This is a genomic window from Buchnera aphidicola (Hyalopterus amygdali) (assembly GCF_964059015.1).
Taxonomy (GTDB): domain Bacteria; phylum Pseudomonadota; class Gammaproteobacteria; order Enterobacterales; family Enterobacteriaceae; genus Buchnera; species Buchnera aphidicola_BN.
Window position 1 is genome coordinate 490058 of the sequence record NZ_OZ060383.1, and the last position, 25287, is coordinate 515344.

21 protein-coding genes, 1 tRNA gene and 1 pseudogene are annotated in these 25287 nt (G+C 23.4%); 13 read left to right on the forward strand and 10 right to left on the reverse strand.

Annotation, left to right across the window (positions count from 1 at the left end):
• The first annotated feature begins 25 nt into the window (after positions 1-25).
• The 3 genes from AB4W74_RS02305 to recD are packed head-to-tail and all read left to right on the forward strand — an operon-like array spanning position 26 to position 6061.
• Entirely contained in the window at positions 26-736 is a 711-nt protein-coding gene (locus tag AB4W74_RS02305; RefSeq protein ID WP_367681848.1) for a hypothetical protein, read from the forward strand.
• A gap of 23 nt (positions 737-759) precedes the next feature.
• On the forward strand, positions 760-4239 hold the full coding sequence (gene recB / locus AB4W74_RS02310) for an exodeoxyribonuclease V subunit beta (RefSeq protein ID WP_367681849.1): 3480 nt from the start codon (positions 760-762) through the stop codon (positions 4237-4239).
• Positions 4240-4273: 34 nt separating this feature from the next.
• On the forward strand, positions 4274-6061 hold the full coding sequence (gene recD / locus AB4W74_RS02315) for an exodeoxyribonuclease V subunit alpha (RefSeq protein WP_367682257.1): 1788 nt from the start codon (positions 4274-4276) through the stop codon (positions 6059-6061).
• On the opposite strand, the gene argA is transcribed toward recD, so the two are convergent.
• Both argA and AB4W74_RS02325 read right to left on the reverse strand, forming a co-directional pair.
• Positions 6058-7386: an amino-acid N-acetyltransferase gene (argA, locus tag AB4W74_RS02320; protein WP_367681850.1), complete on the reverse strand. Its 1329-nt coding sequence runs from the start codon at positions 7384-7386 to the stop codon at positions 6058-6060. The two genes, recD and argA, sit on opposite strands and share 4 nt — an antisense overlap.
• Before the next feature lie 197 nt (positions 7387-7583).
• Positions 7584-7660 (reverse strand) — tRNA-Met (locus AB4W74_RS02325).
• Positions 7661-7784: 124 nt separating this feature from the next.
• Between AB4W74_RS02325 and mltA the strand changes: the two genes are divergently transcribed.
• The 5 genes and pseudogenes from mltA to nusB all read left to right on the forward strand — a co-directional run bounded on the left by mltA (position 7785) and on the right by nusB (position 11939).
• Positions 7785-8873, forward strand: a complete 1089-nt coding sequence (gene mltA, locus AB4W74_RS02330) for a murein transglycosylase A (protein WP_367681851.1) — start codon at positions 7785-7787, stop codon at positions 8871-8873.
• 17 nt (positions 8874-8890) lie between these two features.
• A complete protein-coding gene (gene ribE / locus AB4W74_RS02335) occupies positions 8891-9364 on the forward strand; it encodes a 6,7-dimethyl-8-ribityllumazine synthase (protein WP_367681852.1) in 474 nt (157 codons plus the stop codon).
• 9 nt (positions 9365-9373) lie between these two features.
• Positions 9374-10345: a thiamine-phosphate kinase gene (thiL, locus tag AB4W74_RS02340; protein ID WP_367681853.1), complete on the forward strand. Its 972-nt coding sequence runs from the start codon at positions 9374-9376 to the stop codon at positions 10343-10345.
• Between the two features lie 40 nt (positions 10346-10385).
• Positions 10386-11483: pseudogene (gene ribD / locus AB4W74_RS02345) on the forward strand (bifunctional diaminohydroxyphosphoribosylaminopyrimidine deaminase/5-amino-6-(5-phosphoribosylamino)uracil reductase RibD).
• Positions 11484-11516: 33 nt separating this feature from the next.
• Complete coding sequence (nusB, locus tag AB4W74_RS02350; RefSeq protein WP_367682258.1) at positions 11517-11939, forward strand: transcription antitermination factor NusB; 423 nt, start codon at positions 11517-11519, stop codon at positions 11937-11939.
• Between the two features lie 8 nt (positions 11940-11947).
• Here the strand turns inward: nusB and dxs are convergent, their stop codons facing one another.
• From dxs to AB4W74_RS02365, 3 genes are read right to left on the reverse strand one after another with little or no spacing between them, the layout of a single operon-like run.
• Complete coding sequence (gene dxs, locus AB4W74_RS02355; RefSeq protein ID WP_367681854.1) at positions 11948-13702, reverse strand: 1-deoxy-D-xylulose-5-phosphate synthase; 1755 nt, start codon at positions 13700-13702, stop codon at positions 11948-11950.
• A 19-nt stretch (positions 13703-13721) separates the two neighbouring features.
• Positions 13722-14606, reverse strand: a complete 885-nt coding sequence (locus tag AB4W74_RS02360) for a polyprenyl synthetase family protein (protein ID WP_367681855.1) — start codon at positions 14604-14606, stop codon at positions 13722-13724.
• A gap of 60 nt (positions 14607-14666) precedes the next feature.
• Positions 14667-15824, reverse strand: coding sequence for an MFS transporter (locus AB4W74_RS02365; protein WP_367681856.1), 1158 nt, complete (start codon positions 15822-15824; stop codon positions 14667-14669).
• 59 nt (positions 15825-15883) lie between these two features.
• Here AB4W74_RS02365 and AB4W74_RS02370 point away from each other — a divergent pair, with 59 nt between their 5' ends.
• Positions 15884-16231, forward strand: coding sequence for a TusE/DsrC/DsvC family sulfur relay protein (locus AB4W74_RS02370; protein ID WP_367681857.1), 348 nt, complete (start codon positions 15884-15886; stop codon positions 16229-16231).
• On the opposite strand, the gene cyoE is transcribed toward AB4W74_RS02370, so the two are convergent.
• From cyoE to cyoA, 5 genes are read right to left on the reverse strand one after another with little or no spacing between them, the layout of a single operon-like run.
• The gene (gene cyoE / locus AB4W74_RS02375) at positions 16226-17083 is read right to left on the reverse strand and encodes a heme o synthase (protein WP_367681858.1); all 858 of its coding nucleotides are present in this window, start codon (positions 17081-17083) and stop codon (positions 16226-16228) included. The two genes, AB4W74_RS02370 and cyoE, sit on opposite strands and share 6 nt — an antisense overlap.
• A gap of 32 nt (positions 17084-17115) precedes the next feature.
• The gene (gene cyoD, locus AB4W74_RS02380; protein ID WP_367681859.1) at positions 17116-17442 is read right to left on the reverse strand and encodes a cytochrome o ubiquinol oxidase subunit IV; all 327 of its coding nucleotides are present in this window, start codon (positions 17440-17442) and stop codon (positions 17116-17118) included.
• Entirely contained in the window at positions 17442-18011 is a 570-nt protein-coding gene (gene cyoC, locus AB4W74_RS02385) for a cytochrome o ubiquinol oxidase subunit III (protein ID WP_367681860.1), read from the reverse strand. Before cyoC ends, cyoD begins: the two co-directional genes overlap by 1 nt.
• Positions 18008-19987, reverse strand: a complete 1980-nt coding sequence (gene cyoB / locus AB4W74_RS02390) for a cytochrome o ubiquinol oxidase subunit I (RefSeq protein WP_367681861.1) — start codon at positions 19985-19987, stop codon at positions 18008-18010. The genes cyoC and cyoB overlap by 4 nt, the downstream gene beginning before the upstream one ends.
• Positions 19988-20026: 39 nt before the next feature.
• Complete coding sequence (gene cyoA, locus AB4W74_RS02395) at positions 20027-20899, reverse strand: ubiquinol oxidase subunit II (protein WP_367681862.1); 873 nt, start codon at positions 20897-20899, stop codon at positions 20027-20029.
• A gap of 281 nt (positions 20900-21180) precedes the next feature.
• On the opposite strand from cyoA, the gene AB4W74_RS02400 reads away from it, so the two are divergent.
• The 4 genes from AB4W74_RS02400 to clpX all read left to right on the forward strand — a co-directional run bounded on the left by AB4W74_RS02400 (position 21181) and on the right by clpX (position 25170).
• The gene (locus AB4W74_RS02400) at positions 21181-21510 is read left to right on the forward strand and encodes a BolA family protein (protein ID WP_367681863.1); all 330 of its coding nucleotides are present in this window, start codon (positions 21181-21183) and stop codon (positions 21508-21510) included.
• A gap of 264 nt (positions 21511-21774) precedes the next feature.
• Positions 21775-23088, forward strand: coding sequence for a trigger factor (tig, locus tag AB4W74_RS02405; protein ID WP_367681864.1), 1314 nt, complete (start codon positions 21775-21777; stop codon positions 23086-23088).
• A gap of 125 nt (positions 23089-23213) precedes the next feature.
• Complete coding sequence (clpP, locus tag AB4W74_RS02410; RefSeq protein WP_367681865.1) at positions 23214-23807, forward strand: ATP-dependent Clp endopeptidase proteolytic subunit ClpP; 594 nt, start codon at positions 23214-23216, stop codon at positions 23805-23807.
• Positions 23808-23892: 85 nt separating this feature from the next.
• Positions 23893-25170, forward strand: coding sequence for an ATP-dependent Clp protease ATP-binding subunit ClpX (gene clpX / locus AB4W74_RS02415; protein WP_367681866.1), 1278 nt, complete (start codon positions 23893-23895; stop codon positions 25168-25170).
• Positions 25171-25287: the final 117 nt, after the last annotated feature.

The following is a 25287-nucleotide window of genomic DNA, read 5'->3' on the forward strand; positions in this document are numbered from 1 at the left end:
CTTAGATAAATTTAAAATAAATGAAATGCTTTTTAAAAAACTATTAAAAAATGAAGATGTAAAAAATACATTTAAAAAAATTATTTTATCTGGTGTTTTACCATATAAAAATTTTGGATTAATTTTCTTAAAAAAAACAAAAAAAGAAATAGAAGAGATAATAAAAGTAATTAAAAAATATCGTATTTTACCTAAAAAAGAAAAATTTAATATCTATATTCAAAAATATAATATTATTGGAAATTTAAATGAAATACAAAATACAGGTCTACTTAGATGGAAATTAGGTACTATTAATCACCAAGACCGCATATCTCTATGGATAGAACACTTAATTTACTGTATTTTAGGAGGAACTGAAGAAAGTAAAATAATAGGATATAAAAAACAAATTTACTCTTTTTATCCTTTGCCAAATAATATAGCAAATGAATACCTTCTAAATTATGTTCAAGGATACATAAAAGGAATAAAAAATCCTCTATTACTCATAAAATCTGGATTAAATTGGCTTGATCAAATATATGATAAAAAAAATCGTTGTATTAGTGAATCTAGTATCATTAAAAGAAAAGCATATAAAGTATTATGTAAAACATGGATAGGAGATACATATATACAAGGAGAAAAAGAAGATTTATATATAAAAAATGTTATTTCTACATTGGATATAAAAAAAATTTGTAAAATTTCCCAAAAATGGTTTACTCCAATACTAAAATATCAAAAAAAATAAAAATACTTTATAAAATTAATATAATGAAAAAAAAATTAAATATATTAAAAATTCCTTTTAGTGGAATTAATTTAATTGAAGCTTCTGCTGGAACTGGAAAAACTACTACAATTGCACTATTATACTTACGTTTATTATTAGGACTAACAGAAGAAAAAAAAATAGGAAAATTACTGGTACAAGAAATATTAGTAGTAACTTTCACCAATGCTGCAAAAGAAGAACTATATATACGAATAAAAGAAAACATTGAAAAACTATATATATCTTGTATAAATAAAAAAAGTGAAGATCCAATATTCGGGTATTTTTTAAAAAAAATAAAAAATTTAGAAAAAGCTATTTCTATATTGAAAAAAGCAAAAACAAATATAAACAATGCTGCTATTTATACAATACATGGATTTTGTCAAGATATATTTAAATATAGTTCATTTAATTTAAACAAAAAAATAATTGAAAATGAATCTTTTTTATATTTACAAGCAACACAAGATTTTTGGAGATACTTATTTTACAATCTTCCAAAAAATATTATTGAAATTATTTATGAAGAGTACAATAATCCAGATGTACTCTTAAAAGAAATTAAAGCAATATTAACAACAAATTCATCAATACAATTTAAAAAAAAATTCCATAAAAATCAAAATTTAATAACGTTTCATGAGAATATTATAAATAAAATTAATATTTTCAAAAAAAAATGGTTATGTTATTACATAAAAATATTAAAAATAATTTCTCAATCAAAAGTTAATAAAAGAATATACCATGAATCTAATATTTTTAAATGGCAAAAAAAAATTACACAATGGGCACAATCTAAAACTAAAAACTATAAAATTCCAATTTTTTTAAAATATTTTTCGAAAGAAAATATAGAAAAAAAAACAAATTATAATATACAAGAACATCATTTTTTTGAAGACATTGAAAAAATATTAAAAAAAAATTTTTCTTTAAAAAGCATAATTTTATTTTATGCTATAAAAAATATTCCCAAATTTATAAAAAAAGAAAAGGAAAAAAAAGAATTATTAGGATTTGATGATTTATTAGAAATTCTTTTAAAAAAAATAAAAAAAGAAAAATTTTTAAGAAAACTAATAATTAAAAAATATCCAATAGCATTAATTGATGAATTTCAAGATACTAATATTACGCAATATCAAATTTTTAATACTTTATATAATAATGAAAAAACAGCATTGTTTCTTGTTGGTGATCCTAAACAATCAATATATAGTTTTAGGGGGGCAGATATTTTTACATATTTATGTGCTAAATCAAAAATTAAGAATTATTATTATCTTGATATAAATTGGCGCTCCTCAATACATATGTGTAAAGCAATCAATTATTTATTTTCACGAAATAAAAATTCATTTTATTTTGAAAATATTCCATTTCAACCTGTTTTACCATCGCATAAAAATATAAATATGCAATTTAAAATAAAGGGAGAGGCACAAAAAGCAATTCATATATTTTTTAAAAAAAAAGAAAAAGTATTCATCGAAGAATATCAAGATTGGATTGGAAAACAATGTGCAAATGAAATTAGTTACTGGTTACACTGTTCAAAAAATGGGAGAGCAATAATTATAAACAAAGATCAAGAAGAAAAAAAAGTAACAGAAGAAGATATTGTGGTATTAGTTAAAAATAAAAAAGAAGCTAAAATTATTATAGATTCATTAAAAAAAGTTAATATTTCATCAACATATTCATCCCCTCATAAAAATATATTTCAAACTTTTGATGCATATGAACTTCTTACTATACTCAAATCTATTGCAAATCCAACAGATATAAAATTATTAAAAAAATCTATTTTAATACATATTTTAAATAAAATTATTATTCGTAAAATAAGAGAACAAAAAAAAGAAAAAATATCATATTTATTAATAGAAAAATTATATAAATATAATAATATATGGAAAAAAATAGGTATTTTCCATACTATCAAAACTATGATATTGGAATATCAAAAATATGCTAATGATGTTGAATTATATACAAATCAACAAAAAAATGTAAATTTTTTGCATATAGCCGAACTGTTAGAAAAACAATGTGAAGAATGCTATACACATCATGCTCTAATTCGTTGGTTTGAAAAAAAAATTTTAGAAAAAAATATTCCATTAGACAACGAAAACGTCCGAAACATCCAAAAAAATAAATCTATAAAAATTATTAGTATACATAAATCAAAAGGATTACAATATCCTATTGTATGGATACCTTTTAGTATAGATTTTAAGGAATCAAAATTATACTTATATCATGACAGAAAAACATCAAAAAAAATTTTTGATAATAATAAAAACCCTATGACTCTAAAAAAGTCTGATGAAGAAAGACTGGCAGAAGACTTACGTTTTTTATATGTATCTTTAACAAGAGCTATGTATCATTGTAGTATAGGAATAGCTTCTTTAATTAAATACAAAAGACAAAAAAGAGAAGGGAATGATAATGATATTCATAAAAGTGCTTTAGGATATATTATAAAAGGTGGAAAAGTTATAAACTATAAGGAATTATTATATGAATTAAATCTTTTAAATAAAAAAATATACTTTGAATTAAAATATGAAGAAATAAAATTAAAACGTCATTTTAGTCAAAATGATATTTATTTATTATCTAAACCTATATTTTTACTTAAAAAAATAGAAAGTTCTTTTCAAATAACAAGTTTTACACAATTAAAAAAAGAAAAAAAACATTTAGATAACTGTCAATATAAATATATAAAATCAATTTTTTATAAAAAAAAAGATGAAAAACCAACAATTCACAACTTCCCCAGAGGTAACGAAACAGGGATTTTGATTCATAAAATATTAAAACAAATAAATTTTCATGTTCCATTAAATATAAACTATTTTAGTTTTATGTTAAAAAAAAACGGATTCTCAGAAATTTGGACACCAATATTAATATCCTGGATCAACAATATTTTAAACCTCAAATTAAATCATTTAAAAATTACTTTAGGAACACTAAAACAAACAAAATATGCAAAAGAACTAGAATTTTATTTATCAATAAAGAATAAATTTAACAAAAAATTTTTTAATGAAATTGTTCACTCTTTTAAAATAAATTCTAATTCTATAGATTCAAAAATATATCTTCATCCTGTTAGTGGGGTTATAAAAGGATTTATTGACTTAGTTTTTGTTTGGAAAAAACGATACTATATAGTTGACTATAAATCTAATTATTTAGGTGAAAATGATGATTATTATTCATTTAAAAATATAGAAAAGGAAATGATTGAAAATCAATATAATTTACAGTATCAACTATATACCTTAGCACTACATCAATATCTTAAGAAAAAAATAAAAACATATCACTATACAACTCATTTTGGAGGAATATTTTACATTTTTTTACGAGGAATTAATACAAAAAATAGCATTTTTTATTGTGTTCCAGATTATTCATTAATTAAAAAATTAATGTATTTATTTTCAATCTAATAGGAAATTTAATCATTATGCATATTTCTGATTTATTAAAAAAATTAGTAAAAAAAAAATTATAAGTGTAATGGATTATTCTTTTGCACAATTTATTTCAAATAATAACGCTATTTGCATGTTGGTAGCTGCTTGTGTTAGTTTTGAAAAAAAAAATGGTCATATTTTTTTACCCATAGAATACTTTGAAAAAAAATATTTTTTTTCTATTTTAAAAAAAGAATATACTAAAAAAATTTTAGAATGCTTAAATAAAAAAAAAATAAATTGGTCATTAGAATTATTACAGTGTTCATCATGTAGTGATGGTTCTAGTATCACTCCTTTAGTAATATTTAAAAAAAAAATATATCTCTATAAGATGTGGAAAGCAGAAAAAGTATTTCTAGAATTTTTATCACGCAAAAATCAACTTAAAGAAACTAATATAGAAAAAAAACACAAAATATTAAATAATTTATTTCCTAGAAAAAAAGATTATTTACAAAAAACAGCAGTCGCATTAACTCTAATACATAACATTATTTTTATCACTGGAGGTGCTGGAACAGGCAAAACTACGATAATATTAAAAATTATTATCGCATTAATAAAAAGTTCAACAAAAAAAATAAAAATTCAATTATCTGCACCAACAGGAAAGGCTACTGCACGTTTAATAGAGATGTTAAACACAACATGGTTTTATAATTCCTTTACTGAAAAAGAAAAAAAACAACTTTTTTTTGACCCTATAACTTTACATCAATTACTAGGAATTTCAAAAATATCTGAAAAAATTTTTTTTAATAAAAATAATAATATAAATGTTGATGTTTTAATCATTGACGAATCATCAATGATAGACATTCTAATGATAAACAATATATTATCAGCACTTAATAAAAAAACTAAAATAATTTTTATTGGTGATTATAAACAATTGAAACCAATACAATCAAGTTCTATTTTAAAATACATTATTAATTACGCAAAGGATGGATATAGCTTTGAAACAAAGTTAATTCTAAAAAAAATAATGCAAAATGATATTTTTTTAGATAAAAAAATAAATAAAAAAAATACATCATACATAAGTGATAAAATATGCGTTCTTGAAAAAAACTACAGATTTGAAAAAAAAACGGGGATCTATATATTATCAAATGCAATATATAACAATTCAGAGAAAGTTTTTGATAAATTATTTAAAAATTTAATAAAAAATGTTTTTTTTTACGAAGTAAATTCTTTAACACAATATAAAAATATGATTAATACTATTATTTATAGTAATAAAATATATTGGGATCAAATACAAAAAAAAGAAAATATAGAAACAATATTAAAATTTTTAAAACATCATCAAGTTTTATGTTTAGTAAGAAACAGCTATTTTGGCGTAAATTTTATTAATAAAATTTTAGAAGATGAAATGTATAAAAAAAATATCATTAATAAATACTTTTATATAAATAATCAATTGTGGTATATAGGAAAACCTATCCTAATAACAGAAAATAATAAATATTTAGGAATATCAAATGGAGATATGGGAATTACAAATTTTGATGAAAAAAATATCTTACAAGTATCTTTTTTAAGAAAAAATAATATTATTAAAAATATCCCCGTAAATATATTAAGCAATTACGAAACCTCTTGGTCGATTACTGTACATAAAGCACAAGGTTCTGAATTTGATAATATATCATTAGTACTTCCAAATAAAGATTTAAAAATTTTGCAAAAAGATATTTTATATACTGCTATTACAAGAGCACGAAAAACAATAAAAATTTTTTCAATAAAAGATATATTGATGAAAAGTCTTAAAATTTAAATTAAATCAATCATTAAAATTTTAGAACAGCGATGATAATTATACATTTTTTTTCTACTTTCAGGTAGCATATCTACATTTACTAAAACAAAACCTCTTTCTTGAAACCAATGGATACTTTTAGTAGTTAAAACAAAAATTTTTCTTAATTTCATATTTATAGCATTTAATTTTATACTTTTTAGTAAAGAATCTCCTCTCGAAGAATTACGATAATCAGGATGTACAGCTACACATGCCATTTCTCCTATCATTTCTTTAAAAAAAGGATACAATGCGGCACAAGCAATAGTTAAGTTATCACGTTCAATAATAGTAAATTTATCTACTTCTATTTCTAATTGTTCTCTTGATCTACGAACTAAAATTCCTTCCCTTTCTAAAGGACGAATTAATTCTAATATACCACCAATGTCATGAATATTTGCTCGCCTAATTTTTTCAGCAGACTCCATAACTATTTGTGTACCAATTCCATCACGAGAAAATAATTCTTGCAACAATGCTCCGTTTTTATGATAACTAATTAAATGACTACGATTGACTCCGCTTTTACAAGCTTTTATAGCACTTCTTAAAAATCGAACTGTGGAAGAAATATAATTACCTTTTTTTTCTAATTTTTTGATTTTATTTTTTATATCATCGGGAAATAATTCAGAAATAGTTTTTCCTTTATTATCAACAACACCTTGTTTACCACAAAAACCTATCATTTTTTCTACTTTTAATTTAATGCTTACTTCTGTAGCGATTTCTTCAGATGTTAAATTAAAGCTTTCTCCTGTAACAGAAACAGCTACCGGACCAATTAAGACTATAGATCCATTATTCAACTGACAATCAATAGCTTTTTTATCAATTCTTCTAACACGACCACTATGACAATAATCTATCCCGTCATCTACACCTAAAGGTTGAGCAATAATAAAATTACCACTGACAACATTAATATTTGCACCTTGTAAAGGGGTATTAGTAAGACTCATTGAAAGTCGTGCAGTAATATCTAATTGTAATCTCCCCGCGGCTTGTTTAACTTGTTCTAAAGATAATATATCAGTAATGCGAACATATTTATGATAAATTATTTTAATTTTTTTTTCGTTTAAATTAGCATTAATTTGAGGGCAAGAACCATATACTACAATTAAACGAATACCTAAACTATGAAGTAATCCTATATCATTGATAATACCAGAAAAATTTCCATATTTAATTGCTTCTCCGCTCAGCATAATTACAAATGTCTTGCCGCGATGCGCATTGATATAAGGAACACTATGGCGAAAACACTGAACTAATTCAGTAGTACGCTCTATCATGACAATCCTCTTGCATTTTCATTTAAATCTATATATTATTTTTTTATGCAATTCATTATTTATTTTTTTTAAACTTATATAATTAATCTAAAAAAATTAAAAAAAAATCGTCATAATTTTATTATGACTTCTAAAGAAGGTAAAAAATAAAAGATTTTTTTTAAAAAATGGAGGTGTTTATTTAGAATGTATAAAATTGGTTGCGGGGGCTGGATTTGAACCAACGACCTTCGGGTTATGAGCCCGACGAGCTACCAGACTGCTCCACCCCGCGCCTATTAATTCTAAATTTTACCCCTTAAAAAAAAAAAAATCAACCTTTTTATAATAATTTTTTTTAAAAAGAGAAAATATATTTTTTATAAAAAAATAATCTTAAAAGATTTTAAATAAATACTATGCTCAATTCTTCTATACTATTAGATAATATTAAAAAATTAACATTAATTTTAACTTTTATTTTTACAGTTTCTTTTTCAAATAATAATATTCAACAGGGAAAGCAATATAAAAATAAACTTATTAAAAATTTCACAAATATAAAAAAAATAAATATAACTAATAAACTATCTAATAAAAAAGAATTTCTTCTACAAATTGAAAAAATTAAATCTCATTCCCCAAATTTATATTTGAAAAATATATCTATTTATAATGCTATAATGACTTGGTTAAAAAAAACAAAAAATATTAATAAATTAAATAATTTTGGTGTTAATTTATTACAAATGAAAGGTGTAGACAACTATGGGAATGTTAAAATAACTGGTTATTACACACCAGTGATTAAAGCAAGTAAAATAAAAAAAAGAAATTTTATATATCCAATATATCGAATTCCTTTAAATTTTAAAAAAAATGAAAAATTACCACAAAGAAAAGAAATTTATAAAGGTATATTAAAAAAAAAATATATTTTAGCTTATAGTAATTCTTTAATAGATAACTTTATTATGGAAATACAAGGAAGTGGTTTTATAGATTATGGGGACAAAAAACCACTAGTTTTTTTTAGTTATGCAAAAAAAAATAATTGGCCCTATACTAGTATAGGTAAAATTTTAATACAAAATGGAGAAATAAAAAAAAGTAACATATCAATGCAAACAATTAAAACATGGTGTAAACAACATACTGAAGAAGAAATACAAAATTTATTTGAAAAAAATAAATCTTTTGTTTTTTTTAAAGAAACAAAAAAACGAGAAGTATATGGATCTAGTTCAGTACCATTAGTTGCAGGAGCATCAGTAGCTGTAGACAATTCTATTATAAAAAGTGGAAATGTAATTTTAGCAAAAATTCCCTTACTTGATGAACATGGTGTGTTTATTCATAAATACGAAATACGTTTATTAGTTGCATTAGACGTAGGAGGTATGATTAAAGGACAACATTTTGATATGTATGAAGGAATAGGGGATCAAGCAGGAATAAAAGCAGGTTTTTATAATCATTATGGATATGCTTGGATACTTAAAACTTAAATTAAAAAAGAAAAATTATGAATATTATTCAATCAGGAATTAAAGTTAAAAACATTTCAATTGCAATTATTATTGCTAGATTTAATGAATTTATTAATCAACATCTATTATCTGGAGCCATAGACACGTTAACAAGAATAGGAAGCGTAGAAAAAGAAAAAATTGTACAAATATATGTACCTGGAACGTGTGAAATACCGGTAGTAGCAAGTTATATTGCAAATTCTAATAAATATAATGCTATAATTGCAATAGGTACAATTATTCAAGGTAGTACAGATCATTTTAAATACATTGCAAGTGATGTTTATAGTAATCTTTCAAAAATAAGCACAAAATATTTCATTCCAATTACGTTAGGCGTATTAATAACAAAAAATATTCAACAATCTATTGAAAGATCAGGTACAAAAATGGGTAATAAGGGATCCGAAGCTGCACTAGCTGCATTAGAAATGATAAATATAATGAAAAAATTAAAAAAAATATAAGATTAAATCATGAAATACAATGAATTTAATATTATATCTAAATTTTTTAAAAATCAACAAAAAAAAGATAAAAATCAAATTACAGGAATAGGAGATGATAGTGCATTAATAAAAATACCTAAAAATAATATGCTTGCTATTAGTACCGATACTCTAGTAGAAGATATACACTTTTTAAAAAATACTAATCCTAAAGATTTAGCATATAAAAGTGTAGCAGTAAATCTTAGTGATCTTGCTGCAATGGGTGCTATACCAAAATGGATTACGTTGTCTATGACAATGCCAAAATCTGATGCTAAATGGTTAAAAATATTCAGCAAAAGCTTTTTTAATATTTTAAATAAATATAAATTAAAGTTAATTGGAGGAGATACAAATTGTGGACCATTGAGTATTACAATAAGCGTTTATGGATTAATACACGGAAATAAGTCATTGTTACGTAGTAATGCTAAAAATGAAGATTTAATATATGTCACAGGCAGCCTGGGAGAAAGTGCTGCAGGTTGTTTTTTACTACAAAAAAAAATTTTTTTAAGAAATATAAATATACGAAATTTTTTAATTAAAAAACATCTAAAACCAATTCCTAGAATAAACGAAGGATTATTACTAAAAGATATTGCTAATTCAGCTATTGACATATCAGATGGTTTAATTTCTGATTTAGGACATATACTAAAAAGCAGCAAATGTGGCGCTAATATTGATTTAAACAAAATACCTATATCTAAAAATTTAAAAAATAATTTTAAATCTAGCCAATATTTAGACTGGGCTTTACATACAGGAGAAGATTATGAATTATGTTTTACTATCCCAAAAAAAAATATTGAAAAATTAAATTTTTCTATTAAAAAAAAATTAATTCAATGTACATGCATAGGTTATATTACACCAATTGAAAAAGAATTAAATCTAACAAGAAATAAAAAAAAAATAATTTTAAATAAAACAGGTTTTAATCATTTTATTTAAAAAAAATAATGTTTGGTGATATATGAAAGATATATTTTATATGAAAAGAGCAATAAAAATTAGTAAATTAGGAGAATTTACAACTTCTCCTAATCCTAATGTTGGTTGTGTTATTGTGAATAACAATAAAATTGTAGGAGAAGGATGGCATCAACAATACGGGGAAAATCATGCTGAAATTAATGCTTTAAATATAGCAGGAGAAAAAGCAAAAGGTGCAACGGCATATATTACATTAGAACCATGTAATTATTTTGGAAAAACGCCTCCATGTTGTGATGCTATTATAAAATATGGAATAAAAAATGTAATAATATCTAATTTAGATCCTAATCCAAAAGTATCTGGAAAAGGAGTCTTATATCTTAGAGAAAAAGGTGTTTTTGTAAAAATAGGATTAATGTCACAAGAAGCTCAAAAATATAATAAAGGCTTTTTTAAAAGAATGAAAACAGGATTGCCATGAATACAATTAAAATTAGCAATGTCGATAGATGGAAGAATAGCTATGAAAAACGGCGAAAGTCAATGGATTACTTCCAAACTTTCACGTCAAGACGTACAAGAATTTCGCGCAAAAAGCTCAGCTATACTTACTAGCAGCCAAACCATATTAAATGATAATCCTTTATTAAATGTACGTCATAAAGATTTTAATAAAAAAATGCTATCTAAATTTCCAAAAAAAATCTTTCAACATCCTACAAGAGTCATTATAGATAGTAAAAATCGTATTAAAAAATCACATAAAATAATGCAAACAGAAGAAAAAATTTTATTAATGCGATTAAAATTAGATGAAGAAACATGGCCAAAAAATATAAAACAAATTATAATTAAACCAAATAAAAAAAATATTGACATATTATCTGTTTTAAAATTTTTAGGAAAATTAGAAATGAATAATGTATGGATAGAAGCGGGTAGTACGCTGTCTGGACATTTTTTAAAACTAGAATTAATTGATGAAATTATTATATATATCGCACCTAAAATATTAGGACATGAAGCTAAGCCACTTTTCCTCCTAAAGAAAAAAATAAAATTATTTGAGTGTTTAAAATTTAATTTTAAAGATATTTGTCAAATAGGACCTGATATACGATTAAAATTAGAGCCTAAAAATAAAAAATATTAAAACATCCAACTATATTAAGAAAAACTTATGACAATAAAACCGCTGTTTAGACGAAAAGCTCGTGCATGTGCATTACAAATGCTATATTCTTGGGAAATTTCTCGGAATAATATAAAACATGATGCAATAGAATTCTTAAAAGAAAGAAATAAAAAAAACATTGATATTACATATTTTTACGAATTAATCATAGGAATAACCTATGATTATCAAAATATAGATAATTTAATGAAACCATATTTATCTCGTTCATTAAAAAAAATAGGTCCAATTGAAAAAGCTATACTGAGAATATCATTTTATGAATTATACAAAAGAAATGATATACCCTATAAGGTATCTATTAATGAAGGTATTGAATTAGCAAAATTATTCGGATCTGCAGATAGTCATAAATTTATTAATGGTGTTTTAGATAAAGCGGCATTAAAAATAAAAAATTTAAAAAATTATTAAAAACAATATTATTCTAACGACAACCAAGAAATTATTTGATTATAAATTCCTTTTTCATCTAGTTGATAATCATAATGAATTTCTTCTTGACTACCTTGTTCAATAAATATATCTGGCAAACCAATATTTAAAACTGGAAGAAATTTTTTTTTTGTCATGATAAATTCATTCACAGCACTACCTGCACCACCAGCAATAACACCTTCTTCAATAGTAACTAAAAACTTATATTTTAAAGATATATTTGCAATCATATCTGTATCTAAAGGTTTTACAAAGCGCATATCAACAAGCGTTGCATTTAATTTTTCGGCAGCTAAGTAAGTATTATGTAACAAAGCCCCAAAATTTAAAATAGCTATTTTTTTCCCAATTCTTTTAACGATAGATTTACCTAATGGGATGATACTCATTGCTTGTAACGGAACACCAATGCCATTACCTTTAGGATATCTTACCACGCTAGGTCCTTTTTTATACATATAACCAGTATATAACATTTGTCTACATTCATTTTCATTACTTGGAGTCATAATAATAATTCCGGGAATACATCTTAGATAAGATAGATCAAAAATACCTTGATGAGTTGGACCATCGTGTCCTACTACGCCTCCTCGATCAACAGCAAATAAAATTGATAATTTTTGTAATGCAACATCATGTATAATTTGATCATAAGCTCTTTGTAAAAAAGTAGAATATATAGATACAATAGGTTTATATCCTGCAATAGCAAGACCGGCTGCAAAAGTAACTGCATGTTGTTCAGCAATTGCGACATCAAAATATTGATCAGGAAAAAGACGAGAAAAACGCAACATTCCGGAACCTTCGCACATAGCAGGAGTAATAGCCATTATTTTTTTATCAAATTCTGCTACTTCGCATAACCAAGAACCAAATACATCTGAATAAGTAAGAGATTTAGAAGATGAAAATTGAGGTACCGTATGCCATTTTATAGGATTTAACTCTGAAGGAAGATATCCTTTTCCTTTTTTGGTTATTAAATGTAATAAACAACTTTCTTTTTTATTCTTTATTTTTTTTAAAATTTTAATCAACTTAAAAATATCATGTCCATCATAAGGACCTAAATATTTAAAACTTAAATTTTCAAATATCGAATGACTAACAATCAAATTATTTTTTTTTATATCTCTTAAAGATTGTAAATGTTTATTTAAAGCACCTATGTTTCTTGAAATAGACATTTGATTATCGTTTAATATAATCAACAGATCGGACTGAACTGATCCAGCATGATTCATAGCTTCAAATGCCATTCCAGCAGTCATAGCTCCATCACCAATAACACAGACTGTTTTCCTATTTTTTCCTTCTTTTTGAGCAGCAATTGATAAACCTAAACCTGCACTAATTGAAGTAGAAGAATGACCAACACTTAAAATATCATATTCACTTTCTTCTCGAAATGGAAAAGGATGTAATCCATTTTTTTTTCTAATACTACTAATTTTTTTCCCTCTTCCTGTTAATATCTTATGAGGATAAGATTGATGTCCTACATCCCATAATAAATTATCAAATGGTGTATCATAAACATAATGCAAGGCAACTGTAATTTCAATAACACCTAATCCAGAAGCAAAATGCCCTGGAGTCATAAATGCTATATCCAATAAATATTTTCGTAATTCTATACATAATTGTGGTAATTTTTCAATCGATAAAAGACGTAAACGCTGTACTGAACCAGCAAAAGATAAAATTGGATATTTTTTCATATCAAAATTCATTGGATGCTCATTATTAAACTTATTTAGAACGTTGAATTATAAATTGAGTTAAGAGTTCTAACGTACTAACATTAAAATCTTCTTCTTTTAAACATTCTAATGCAAAAAATGATAATTTATATAATTCTTTTACTTTATTTTGAGATTTTTTTAATCCTATTAATAAAGGATATGTTTTTTTTATTATGTTATTCTTATGTTTCATCTTATTAAGATCATATTTTAGATCAAAAATATCATCTTGAATTTGAAAAGCTAAACCAATAGAGATAGCAAACTTATCTAAAAGTAATGAAATTTTTGTAGAAATATTATTTGAAGAAAAATATACTAGACGTATAGCACATCTAATTAAAAAAGCAGTTTTATATAGATTAATTTCATCTAATTCAGATACATGTGTTATTTTTTGTTTTTCTAAATCCAATGCCTGACCAATACACATTCCAGTGGATCCAATAGAATTGGATAATTCAGAAATCATTTTTAAACGTACAATATCAGTTACGCCAGGCATAATATGGCTAGATAAAATATTAAACGCTAATCCCTGTAAAGCATCACCTGCTAATAAAGCAAAATTTTCGCCATACTTTATATGACAAGAAAGTTGTCCTCTTCTATAAGAATCATTATCTAAACATGGTAAGTCATCATGAATTAAAGAATATGAATGAATTAATTCAATCACTGCAGATATAATATCAAGTGTAACTATGTTGACTGAAAAAGTTTGACCAGTAGCATATACTAAACATGAACGTAATCTCTTACCACCAAGCAAAGTACTATATCGCATTGCCTTTAAAAGAATAGATTTTTGAAAAGGTAATTCTTTTATTATTTGAAATAATTTTTTATTTATACGATTGCAATAAATATCATAGAAAGAAGAAAAATTCATTTGTATGCACCTAAAAAAATATTTAAATAATAAAAATATATAAATTATACTATAAAAAAATTACTTCTTACAAAAAAAACTCAACATTAACCATGTAAGGGTAACAAAAATATCGAATAAAACAATTTTTGTTGTACTTAAAAAAGAAGACAAAAATCCATTTAATATTCCACCAAAAGCTATACCTAAAAATTGACTAGTAGAATAAATGCTCATTATACTACCTTTGTAATTCTTAATAGATATTGTTTGACTTAAATTTGAAGGTAGAAAGATTTCTAACATATTAAAAGCAATGAAAAAAATTTGTAAAAAAAATATCAAAGCTATCAAATTGTGTTGTGATAATAAAAAAATCAAAAATGATAAAAAAATAAAAAAAATACATATTTCAATAGCATTTTTTACAAAAAAATAAATTTTGAAATAAAAAACAAAAAGAAATAATATAAGAAAAGATAATATTATAGTAATAAAATAAACTATCCAATGAGAGTTTAATGAAAGACCAGATAGTTCTAATTCATTTGGTATAATTAAAAAAGTCATAGTTAATAAAAAATGAAGAAAAAAAACACCAAAATAAAATCTAAAAAAAATTTTATTAAACAAAAATTGTATGGCATGTTGACGAATATTTTTCTCATAACTTGCTAGTTTATTTTTAGAACAAGGAATAAAAAAAACAACAACTAAAATACAAAAAATAGATAATATAGAAGAAATCCAAAAAATAGAAAAAAAACTAAAAGTATCAGCAATTAAAGGAGCTGAAACAAAAGCAATTAAAAAAGAAATAGCAAAACTTGCACCTATAGCAGAAATTGATTTAACACGATTCTCTTTTCGAATTAAATCAGATAATAACGCCATAGAAACACCAGATATTGCACCAGATCCTTGTACAGCTCTTCCAATAATTAAACTCCAAATAGAATGAGTACTAATGCAAATAAGACTTCCAATAAAAAAAAGTAAAAGACCAAATATAAGTATTTTTTTTCGACTAAATCTATCAGATAATATTCCAAAAGGGATTTGAAAAATCATTTGAGTTATTGCATAAATGCCAATTGATAAACCAATTAAAAATTTATTACTGTTATTTAAGTTTAATCCATATTTACTAACAATAGGTAGAACTGAAAATATACCTATCATTCGCAATAAAAAAACAATACAGAAACTTAATGTAACTTGTAATTCTATAAAATTCATTTTATAATTTTTCACAATTTAACTCAATTTTTATTAAAATTTTATATCTTATTTAAATTATGTTACACATGAATAATAAAAAAACAAAATCATATAAAAAAATAGAAAAAGATAAAGAAGGATACTTAAAAAATGCTGCAGATTGGAATATAAACTTAGCAAAAGAAATTGCAAAAAAAGAAAAAATTACTTTAAAAAATGATCATTGGAAAATAATAAAATTTATAAGAATTTTTTATTTTAAATTTAATACAACCCCATCTATGAGGATGCTTATTAAAAGTATTGAAAATATAATAGGGAAAGAAAAAAGTAATAGTATTTATTTATTTCAACTATTTCCAAAAGGACCGGCTCAACAGGCTAGTAAAATAGCCGGTATACCTAAGCCTTCTCAATGCTTATAAAAATATAAAATCTATTGACATTAAAAAATTAAACAATATTACTACCAAAATAGAACAACGAAAAATTTTACGAGAATTATTTTTTTCATTATATTCGCCAATGCTCAAATATGATATGTACAACCAATAAAAACTAAATAGAGACGAAAATAAAAGAAAAATATAGCTTAAATATCCTAAAAAAGTTAACATAGAAGTAGAGATAATAAAACATATTATATAATAAAAAATGTGCTTTTTAGCCATTAAAACACCCTTTAAAATAGGAAAAAAAGGTAACTTTGCACATTTATAATCATCAATATAAAGAATAGCAATAGAATAAAAATGAGACATCTGCCAAAATATAAAAGTAATAAATAACAATAAACAAAACAAATTAATATTATTGTGTACAGCAGTATACCCAATCAAAGAAGGAATAGAACCTGAAAAACTTCCAACAAAAGTAGAATATACAGATATTCTCTTTAATAAAAATGTATATAAAAATACATAAATAAAAAATCCTAAAAAAGATAACAACATCGATAAAAAATTTACTAAAAAACCCAATATAGAAAACCCCACAATACCAATAAAAAATCCAAAAATAAATGCTGATGTGGGGTTTATTATACTTCTTACCAAAGCTCTATTTTTGGTTCTATTCATTTTATTATCTATATTTATATCAATTAAATTATTAAATACACAACTTGAAGCTATTACTAAAGAAGTGCCAAAAATAGTGCAAAAAAATAAAAAAAAATTTAAATAAGGGAAAGATGAATATAAAAAACTACCTATTATTAAAATAATATTGCCAATAATAATACGTGGTTTTGTTATTTCTAAATAATATTTCAACATTATAGACAAGTAATCTTCAAGTAAGTAGTTAATTAAAACATAATATGATGATTTAAATTATACATAATCCATATAGAACCAAATATAATGATACAAATAATAATCAATATAAAAAACAAGGAAATTATATTCCAAGTGTTTTTCTTAGAAAAATTCAAATGTAAAAAATACACGAAATGTACTACAATTTGAGTTAAAGCACATAATAAAATTATAAAAAACAGAACTGTTTTAGAAAAAAAATGATTTAAAGTACAAATAAATGGAAGAATAGTAAAAAGAACAGACAATAAAAAACCGATAATATAAAATTTTATTTCTTTATTAAAAATATTTTTTGATTTGTCGCATTTATTCATTAAATGGCTCCATTTAAATAAACAAAAGTAAAAACACAAATCCATATAATATCTAAAAAGTGCCAAAATAAACTAAAACACAGTATGCGCATACGAATAATATCAGTCATACCTAAATTAAACAATTGATAAAAAATTGATAATATAAAAATCAAACCAAAAAAAACATGAATCCCATGCGTACCAATAAGAGTAAAAAAAATAGAAAAAAAAGCATTTCGACTAGGAGTATAATTTTTTAAAAATAGATGATAAAATTCATTTATTTCCATAAATAAAAAGAGAAAACCTAAAAAAAATGTTAAAAATAAGTAAAAATATACTTTTATAATATTTTTTTTATTAATTTCTACTGTAAGAATACCACATGATAACGAACTTAATAATAAAATAAATGTTTCAATAAAAACATAAGATAAATCAATAATTTTATTATCAATAAAATTTATAGATAAATTTGAAGAAACAATTGCATATATAGCAAATAATACAGCAAATATAATACAATCACTCATTAAATATATCCAAAATCCAAATAATTTATTATTTTTTATTTTTTCTGCTATCATTTTAAACCTGCTTTTTGAATATTTTCTAAATGTTGATTTTCTATATTTTTAATTTCTTTTACTGATACAGTATATTCAGTATTTTCGTTAGTGCTATTAACAATTAAACTACAAATTACTATAAGAAAAGACAACAAACATAACCAAATTATGTGCCATACTGCAGAAAAACCAAAAACTAAAGAAAAAAAACTAATTAATAGACCTAACCCTGTATTCTTGGGCATATGAATTTCGCTATATTCATTTTTTTGAAATCTATCTCCCTTTTTTTTTCTTTCCCAAAATTCATCTTTGTTTTTTACGTAAGGTATAATAGCAAAATTATATAATGGTGCAGGAGAAGAAACAGACCATTCTAAAGTTCTTCCATCCCATGGGTCACCAGTAAAATCTAAATTATTTTTACGATCCTTTACTGAAATCCAGAATTGAATTATTTGACATACTATCCCTATACCAATAATAAATGCACCAAAAGCTGCAATAGATAATAAAAAATGAAATTCAACATCTATATTTTGACTTAAACGACGAGTCATGCCCATAAATCCCAAAAAATATAGCGGCATAAAAGCAATAAAAAAACCAATTATCCAAAACCAAAAAGCGCGTTTTCCCCAAACTTCATTTAAAGTAAAACCAAATAATTTAGGAAACCAATAATTAATACCAGAAAAACAACCAAAAACAACACCACCAATAATAACATTATGAAAATGAGCAACTAAAAATAAACTATTATGCAAGATAAAATCTGCAGGAGGAATCGATAATAATACACCTGTCATTCCGCCTATAGAAAAGGTAATTAAAAATCCAATTGTCCATAACATTGAAGAATGTATGTGAATTCGACCTTTATACATTGTAAATAGCCAATTAAAAATTTTTACTCCAGTAGGAATAGCTATAATCATAGTTGTAATTCCAAAAAAAGCATTAACATTAGAACCTGCACCCATAGTAAAGAAATGATGAAGCCAAACAATAAAAGACAAAATAGTAATCACTAAAGTCGCCCATACTAAAGATACATATCCAAATAATCGTTTTTTTGAAAAAGTAGCCACTACTTCTGAAAAAATACCAAAGGCTGGAAGAACTAAAATATATACTTCAGGATGACCCCATATCCATATTAAATTTACATAAAGCATTGCATTACCACCAAGATCATTAGTAAAAAAGTGAAAATTAAAATAACGATCTAAAGTTAATAAAAATAGCGTAACTGTTAAAACCGGAAAAGAAATCACAATAAGAATATTAGTACATAAAGATGTCCAAGTAAAAACTGGCATTTTAAAAAAAAACATACCAGGTGCACGCATTTTTAAAATAGTCACTAAAAAATTAATACCTGTTAAGGTGGTACCAACACCAGAAATCTGAAGACTCCAAATCCAATAATCAACTCCTACACCTGGACTATATGTAATACTAGATAATGGCGGATAAGCTAACCATCCTGTTTGTGCAAATTCGCCTATCCCTAAAGAAAGAGTAATTAAAAGAGCACCACTTACATTTAACCAAAAACTCAAATTATTTAAAAAGGGAAAAGCTACATCACGAGCTCCAATTTGCAATGGCACCACTAAATTCATTAATCCAATAACAAGAGGCATAGCTACAAAGAAAATCATTATTACGCCATGTGCTGTAAATATTTGATCATAATGATGGGATGGTAAAAAACCTGTATTTCCAGATGATGCAATTACCTGTTGAGTACGCATTAATATTGCATCTACAAAACCTCGAAACAACATAATAAATGCAAGTATTCCATACATAATAGATATTTTTTTATGATCAACTGTAGTAAACCATTCAAACCACAAATATTTCCATTTTTTTAAATAAGTAATATAAAAAACAACACAACATGTAATTAATATAATAGATATATATGTAAACATTATAATTGGTTCATTATAAGGTATAGCACTGAAACTTAATTTTCCAAACATGTTATTCCTCTTCACTAAAAATTTCATTGTTAAATTTTTCTAATATTTCAATTCTTTTTTATTTAAAAAAGTTTGATTGAGTATTTCATTAAATAGGTTTTTTTTGACATCAGAAAAATATTCTATGAAATGATTTTCATTAGGTAATGAAATCATATTAAAAACATCTATTGTATTTAATTTTTTAGAGGATTTTTTTATTTTTTTAATCCAGTTTTCAAAATCTTGTACATTTAGTACAGATACAGCATTAAACTTCATATTAGAAAAACCCTTTCCACTATAATTTGAAGATATGCCTTTGTGTATTCCTGGATCATTTGCTATTAAATTTAACTTAGTCATCATTCCAGGCATAGCATATATTTGACTTCCAAGAGAAGGAATAAAAAAAGAATTCATAACAGAATTAGAAGTAATATGAAAAATTATAGGTCGATTAACAGGAAACATAATCTCATTAATAGTTGCTATTTTGTATTCAGGATAAATAAATAACCATCTCCAATCTAAAGCAATGACATCTATTTCTATAGATTTATATTTAGAAATTATAGGTTTTTTAGGATCTAAAATATGACTATAATTCCATGTCAGAAAACCTAAAAAAGAAATTATTAAAATTGGAACTGTCCATACTACTACTTCTATTTTTTTCGAATCACACCAGTTTGGACGATATTTTGCATGTATATTAGAAGCACGATATTTTACTGAAAAATATATAGTCATAAAAATAACAGGAACAACGACAAGAAGCATCATCAAAAATGATATAAATAGCAATGAAAATTCTTGTTTAGCAATTATTCCATGGGGATTTAATAACAAGTTATCACAACCACTTAAAACAAACAAAATAAAAATTAATGATAATACTTTAAAAACATGATTAAAATTTATAGATATCATTAAAAAACCTCAAAATTTTAAAAAAATAAAAACACAGGATCATTTACTACTAAAAACCTTCATTTTATGAAATATTATTTTTTAAAATAAATATTTTTATAAAATCAATAATTTTCGAAATAATTGAATTATTTTTTAAAAATTGATAAAATTTAAAATAAAAAAATATATTTTCCTGGTAAAATTTTTGCTGCTAAAAATTTTTAAAAAAAATAATATAAAATATTTTTTATTAAATTTCTATCTTATAGAAAAAATTAATTAGGATTTAAAATAAATTTATGCATATAGAAAAAATAAAAAAATATTTAACATCTAAAATAAATGTAAGTTTCATAAAAATTTTTGATGATAGTAAATTACATAGTGATTCTAAAAATACAAATAAATTTACACACATAAAAATTATTATTATTAGCGATGATTTTATTGGTAAAAATTTAATTAATAGACACCGTATAATATTTCAATATTTAAAAGAAATAGAAAAGGAGAGAATATATTCAATGACACTATATACTTATACTTTAAAAGAATGGGAAGAAAAAAAGAATAAAGAATTCAATTCTACAAAATGTATTAAAAATAAATTAACTTATAAAAAACAATAATTTAGCAATGTTTAAAAAAATATTTAAATAATTAATCCAATAAAAATTTTGTATTTCATTATTCAATTAATTTGAATAATTTTTAGAACATATAAATAATATTTTGAAAAGTAATTAACTAAATCAAAAATCCACGAGAAAACTTTATCAATTTGAAGAAAAAAATTATTTTTTTATTTGAAATATAAAAAATAAAATTATTTTTTTTAAATGTAATAGATGCAAAAAATAAAAAAATAAAAATACAATTATTTGAGGCAAAAAATGAAATTTTCCATGGAAAAAAACAAAGAAAATGGTGATATTATCACGATTAAAATTCCAAAAAAAATAGTAAATAATCAAATTCTTCAAGAATTTATTAAAATTAATAAAAAAACAAAAATAAATGGTTTTAGAAAAGGTAAGACTCCTATTAAAATTATAGAAGAAAAATATGGAAATAAAGTTTATTATGATGTATTTAATAAACTAATGCAAAAATTTTTTTATGAATTTATAGATAAAAAAAAGATAAAAATTATCGGTTTGCCAAAATATTTTATGCACGAAAATAAAGATGAAAAAGAGTATTTTAAATATTCTGTAAACTATTCAGTTTATCCAGATTTTGAAATCAAGCACTTAAAAGACATTAAAGTAGAAAAAATAGTAGTTAATGTTACAAATGAAGACATAAAAAAAAATATAGAAGACAAACAAAATCAAAAAAATATTTGGAAGAAAGTTAATAGAAAAATTAAAATTTATGATCGAGTTACAATTGCATACTATATTTATAAAAACAATAAAATAATAGAACAATTTTGCATTAAAAGATTAAAATTTGTCGTTTTCCAAAACAATCTTATATCTCAATTAGATAATAAAATAATTAATCATCGTATTGATGATATTGTTTTTTTTAAAATACATTTTTCTGAATTCCATCCAGAAGAAAATTTGTGCAATCAAGATGTTACATTTAAAATAAAAATATTAAACATTGAAGAAAATCAAAAAAATATAGAAATAGAAAAAAAAGAAGAAAACAAAAATACTGAAATAAACTATAAAAGTTTAAAAAATAAAATAGATCATCAAATAAAAATTTTAAACGAAAATCATTTACAAAATCAAATCATAGAAAAATTAATAATAAAGAATCCTATAAAAATACCCCCAATTTTATTAAAAGAAGAAATAAATTTCTTAAACAAGAAATATATAAAAGAATATAAAGAAAAAAAAGATAATATTTTAACATTAAAATATCATGTTAATCTTGAACTAATAGCTAAAAAAAGATTGTATACTAAATTAATTATAGAAAATATTATCAAAAATAAAAATATATTAGTCAACAGAGAAAAGGTAGATCTGCTTATAAAAAAAATATCTTTAAATTATGATCAACCTTCAGAAATAATTAAACTATATAAATATAATAAAATGTTAAAAAAAACAATAGAAGATATAGAGTTACAAATGCAAGCTATGAAATTTTTAAAAAATAATGTCACAATTATAGAAAAATATTGGAATTTTGAAAAATTTATAGATTATCAGAAAAAAATAAGCGAAGAGTTTTTTATATAATTTAATTTTTAAATTCTAGAATTAATATTCTAATATATTCAATTGAAAATTTTATTAAAAAATAAAATTTAAAGAATCTTAAAAAGATTAACAATATGTACTACAATATTCATAGAGAAAATTAAATGACATATAATTCTGTATTAATACCTATGGTAGTTGAGCAACATGCAAGAGGAGAACGTTCATATGATATATATTCAAGATTATTAAAAGAACGAATAATATTTATTATAGGGACAATTGAAGATTGTATGGCAAGCACTATCGTAGCACAAATGTTATTTTTAGAAGCAGAAAATCCGGAAAAAGATATATTTTTATACATTAACTCTCCAGGTGGTATTATTACTTCAGGTATGTCTATTTACGATACCATGCAATTTATAAAACCAGACATTAATACTATTTGCGTAGGACAAGCATGCTCAATGGCGGCTTTTTTATTATCATCTGGAAAAAAAGGAAAAAGATCATGTTTGCCAAATGCAAGAATAATGATTCACCAACCATTAGGTGGATATCAAGGACAAGCATCAGATATTGCTATTCATGCACAAGAGATAATAAAAATGAAAAAAAAATTAAATCAATTGATGTCTTATCATACCGGACAACCAATTAAAAAAATTAATAAAGATACAGAACGAGATTGCTTTTTATCGGCAATGGAATCTATAGAATATGGATTAATTGATTTAATTTTAACTCCACGTTAATAAAAAAATATTAAAACTATTTTTATAAAAAAAAGAATCTATTTACTCAAAAAATCAATAAATATATTAAAAAAGAGGTTAAAATATGACAGATAAGAGTAAAGATGATTCTAAAAAATTACTTCAATGCTCTTTTTGTGGAAAAAATCAAAAAGAAGTACAAAAACTAATAGCTGGACCAGCAGTTTATATATGTGATGAGTGCATTAGACTATGTAATAATATTATTGAAGAAACAAAAACTATAAAAGAAAAAGATGAGTTTAGCGAATTACCTACACCACGTGAAATTAAAAAACATCTTGATAATTATGTAATAGGTCAAAACCATACAAAAAAAGTTTTATCTGTAGCTGTTTATAATCATTATCAACGTCTTCGTAATATTTCTAAAAACCAAAGTAAAGTACAACTAGGTAAAAGCAATATTTTATTAATAGGACCGACTGGAAGCGGAAAAACTTTATTAGCAGAAACATTGGCAAAATTATTAAATGTTCCATTTAGCATTGCAGATGCAACTACTTTAACTGAAGCAGGATATGTTGGAGAAGATGTTGAAAATGTTATACAAAAATTACTACAAAAATGTCAATATAATGTAAAAAAAGCAGAATTAGGTATTATTTATATAGATGAAATAGATAAAATTTCAAGAAAATCTGATAATCCTTCTATTACTAGAGATGTTTCTGGAGAAGGGGTACAACAAGCTTTATTAAAGTTAATTGAAGGAACTCTAGCATCTATCCCACCGCAAGGTGGAAGAAAACATCCTCAACAAGAATTTTTACAAGTTGATACGTCAAATATTCTATTTATATGCGCAGGTGCATTTTCAGAACTTTCTAAAATTATTTCTAAAAGAATATATACTGATAGCGCAATTGGTTTTAACGCTAATTTTAAAAAACAAAAAAAACAAGAAATGCAAAATTTTTTGTTGCAACAGGTACAATCAAAAGATTTAATAAAATTCGGATTAATTCCTGAATTTATTGGTCGTTTACCAATAATAACAATTTTAAATGAACTAACTGAAGATGCTCTTGTTAAAATATTATGTCAGCCTAAAAATGCTTTAATAAAGCAATATCAAACATTATTTAATTTAGAAAAAGTTGAATTAAAATTTACAAAAAAATCAATTATTTGCATTGCAAAACAAGCACTATCTAAAAAAACAGGAGCAAGAGGATTGAGATCAATTATTGAAACTATTTTACTAGATATAATGTATGAATTGCCATCTATGAAAAATGTAAAAAAAGTTTTGATTGATGAATCAGTCGTCAATTCTCATTCATTACCAAAAATAATATATGAAGAAAAAGATAAATCAAAAAAAGCATCCGGTGAATAAAAAATAAAGACATCAGATAATACCTAAAAAAAGACATTCTCCCTTTATTTCACTAAACGCTTAAAATAAATATTAATCGACAATTCCAATAAACTTGTCTTAATTATAAATATCCCT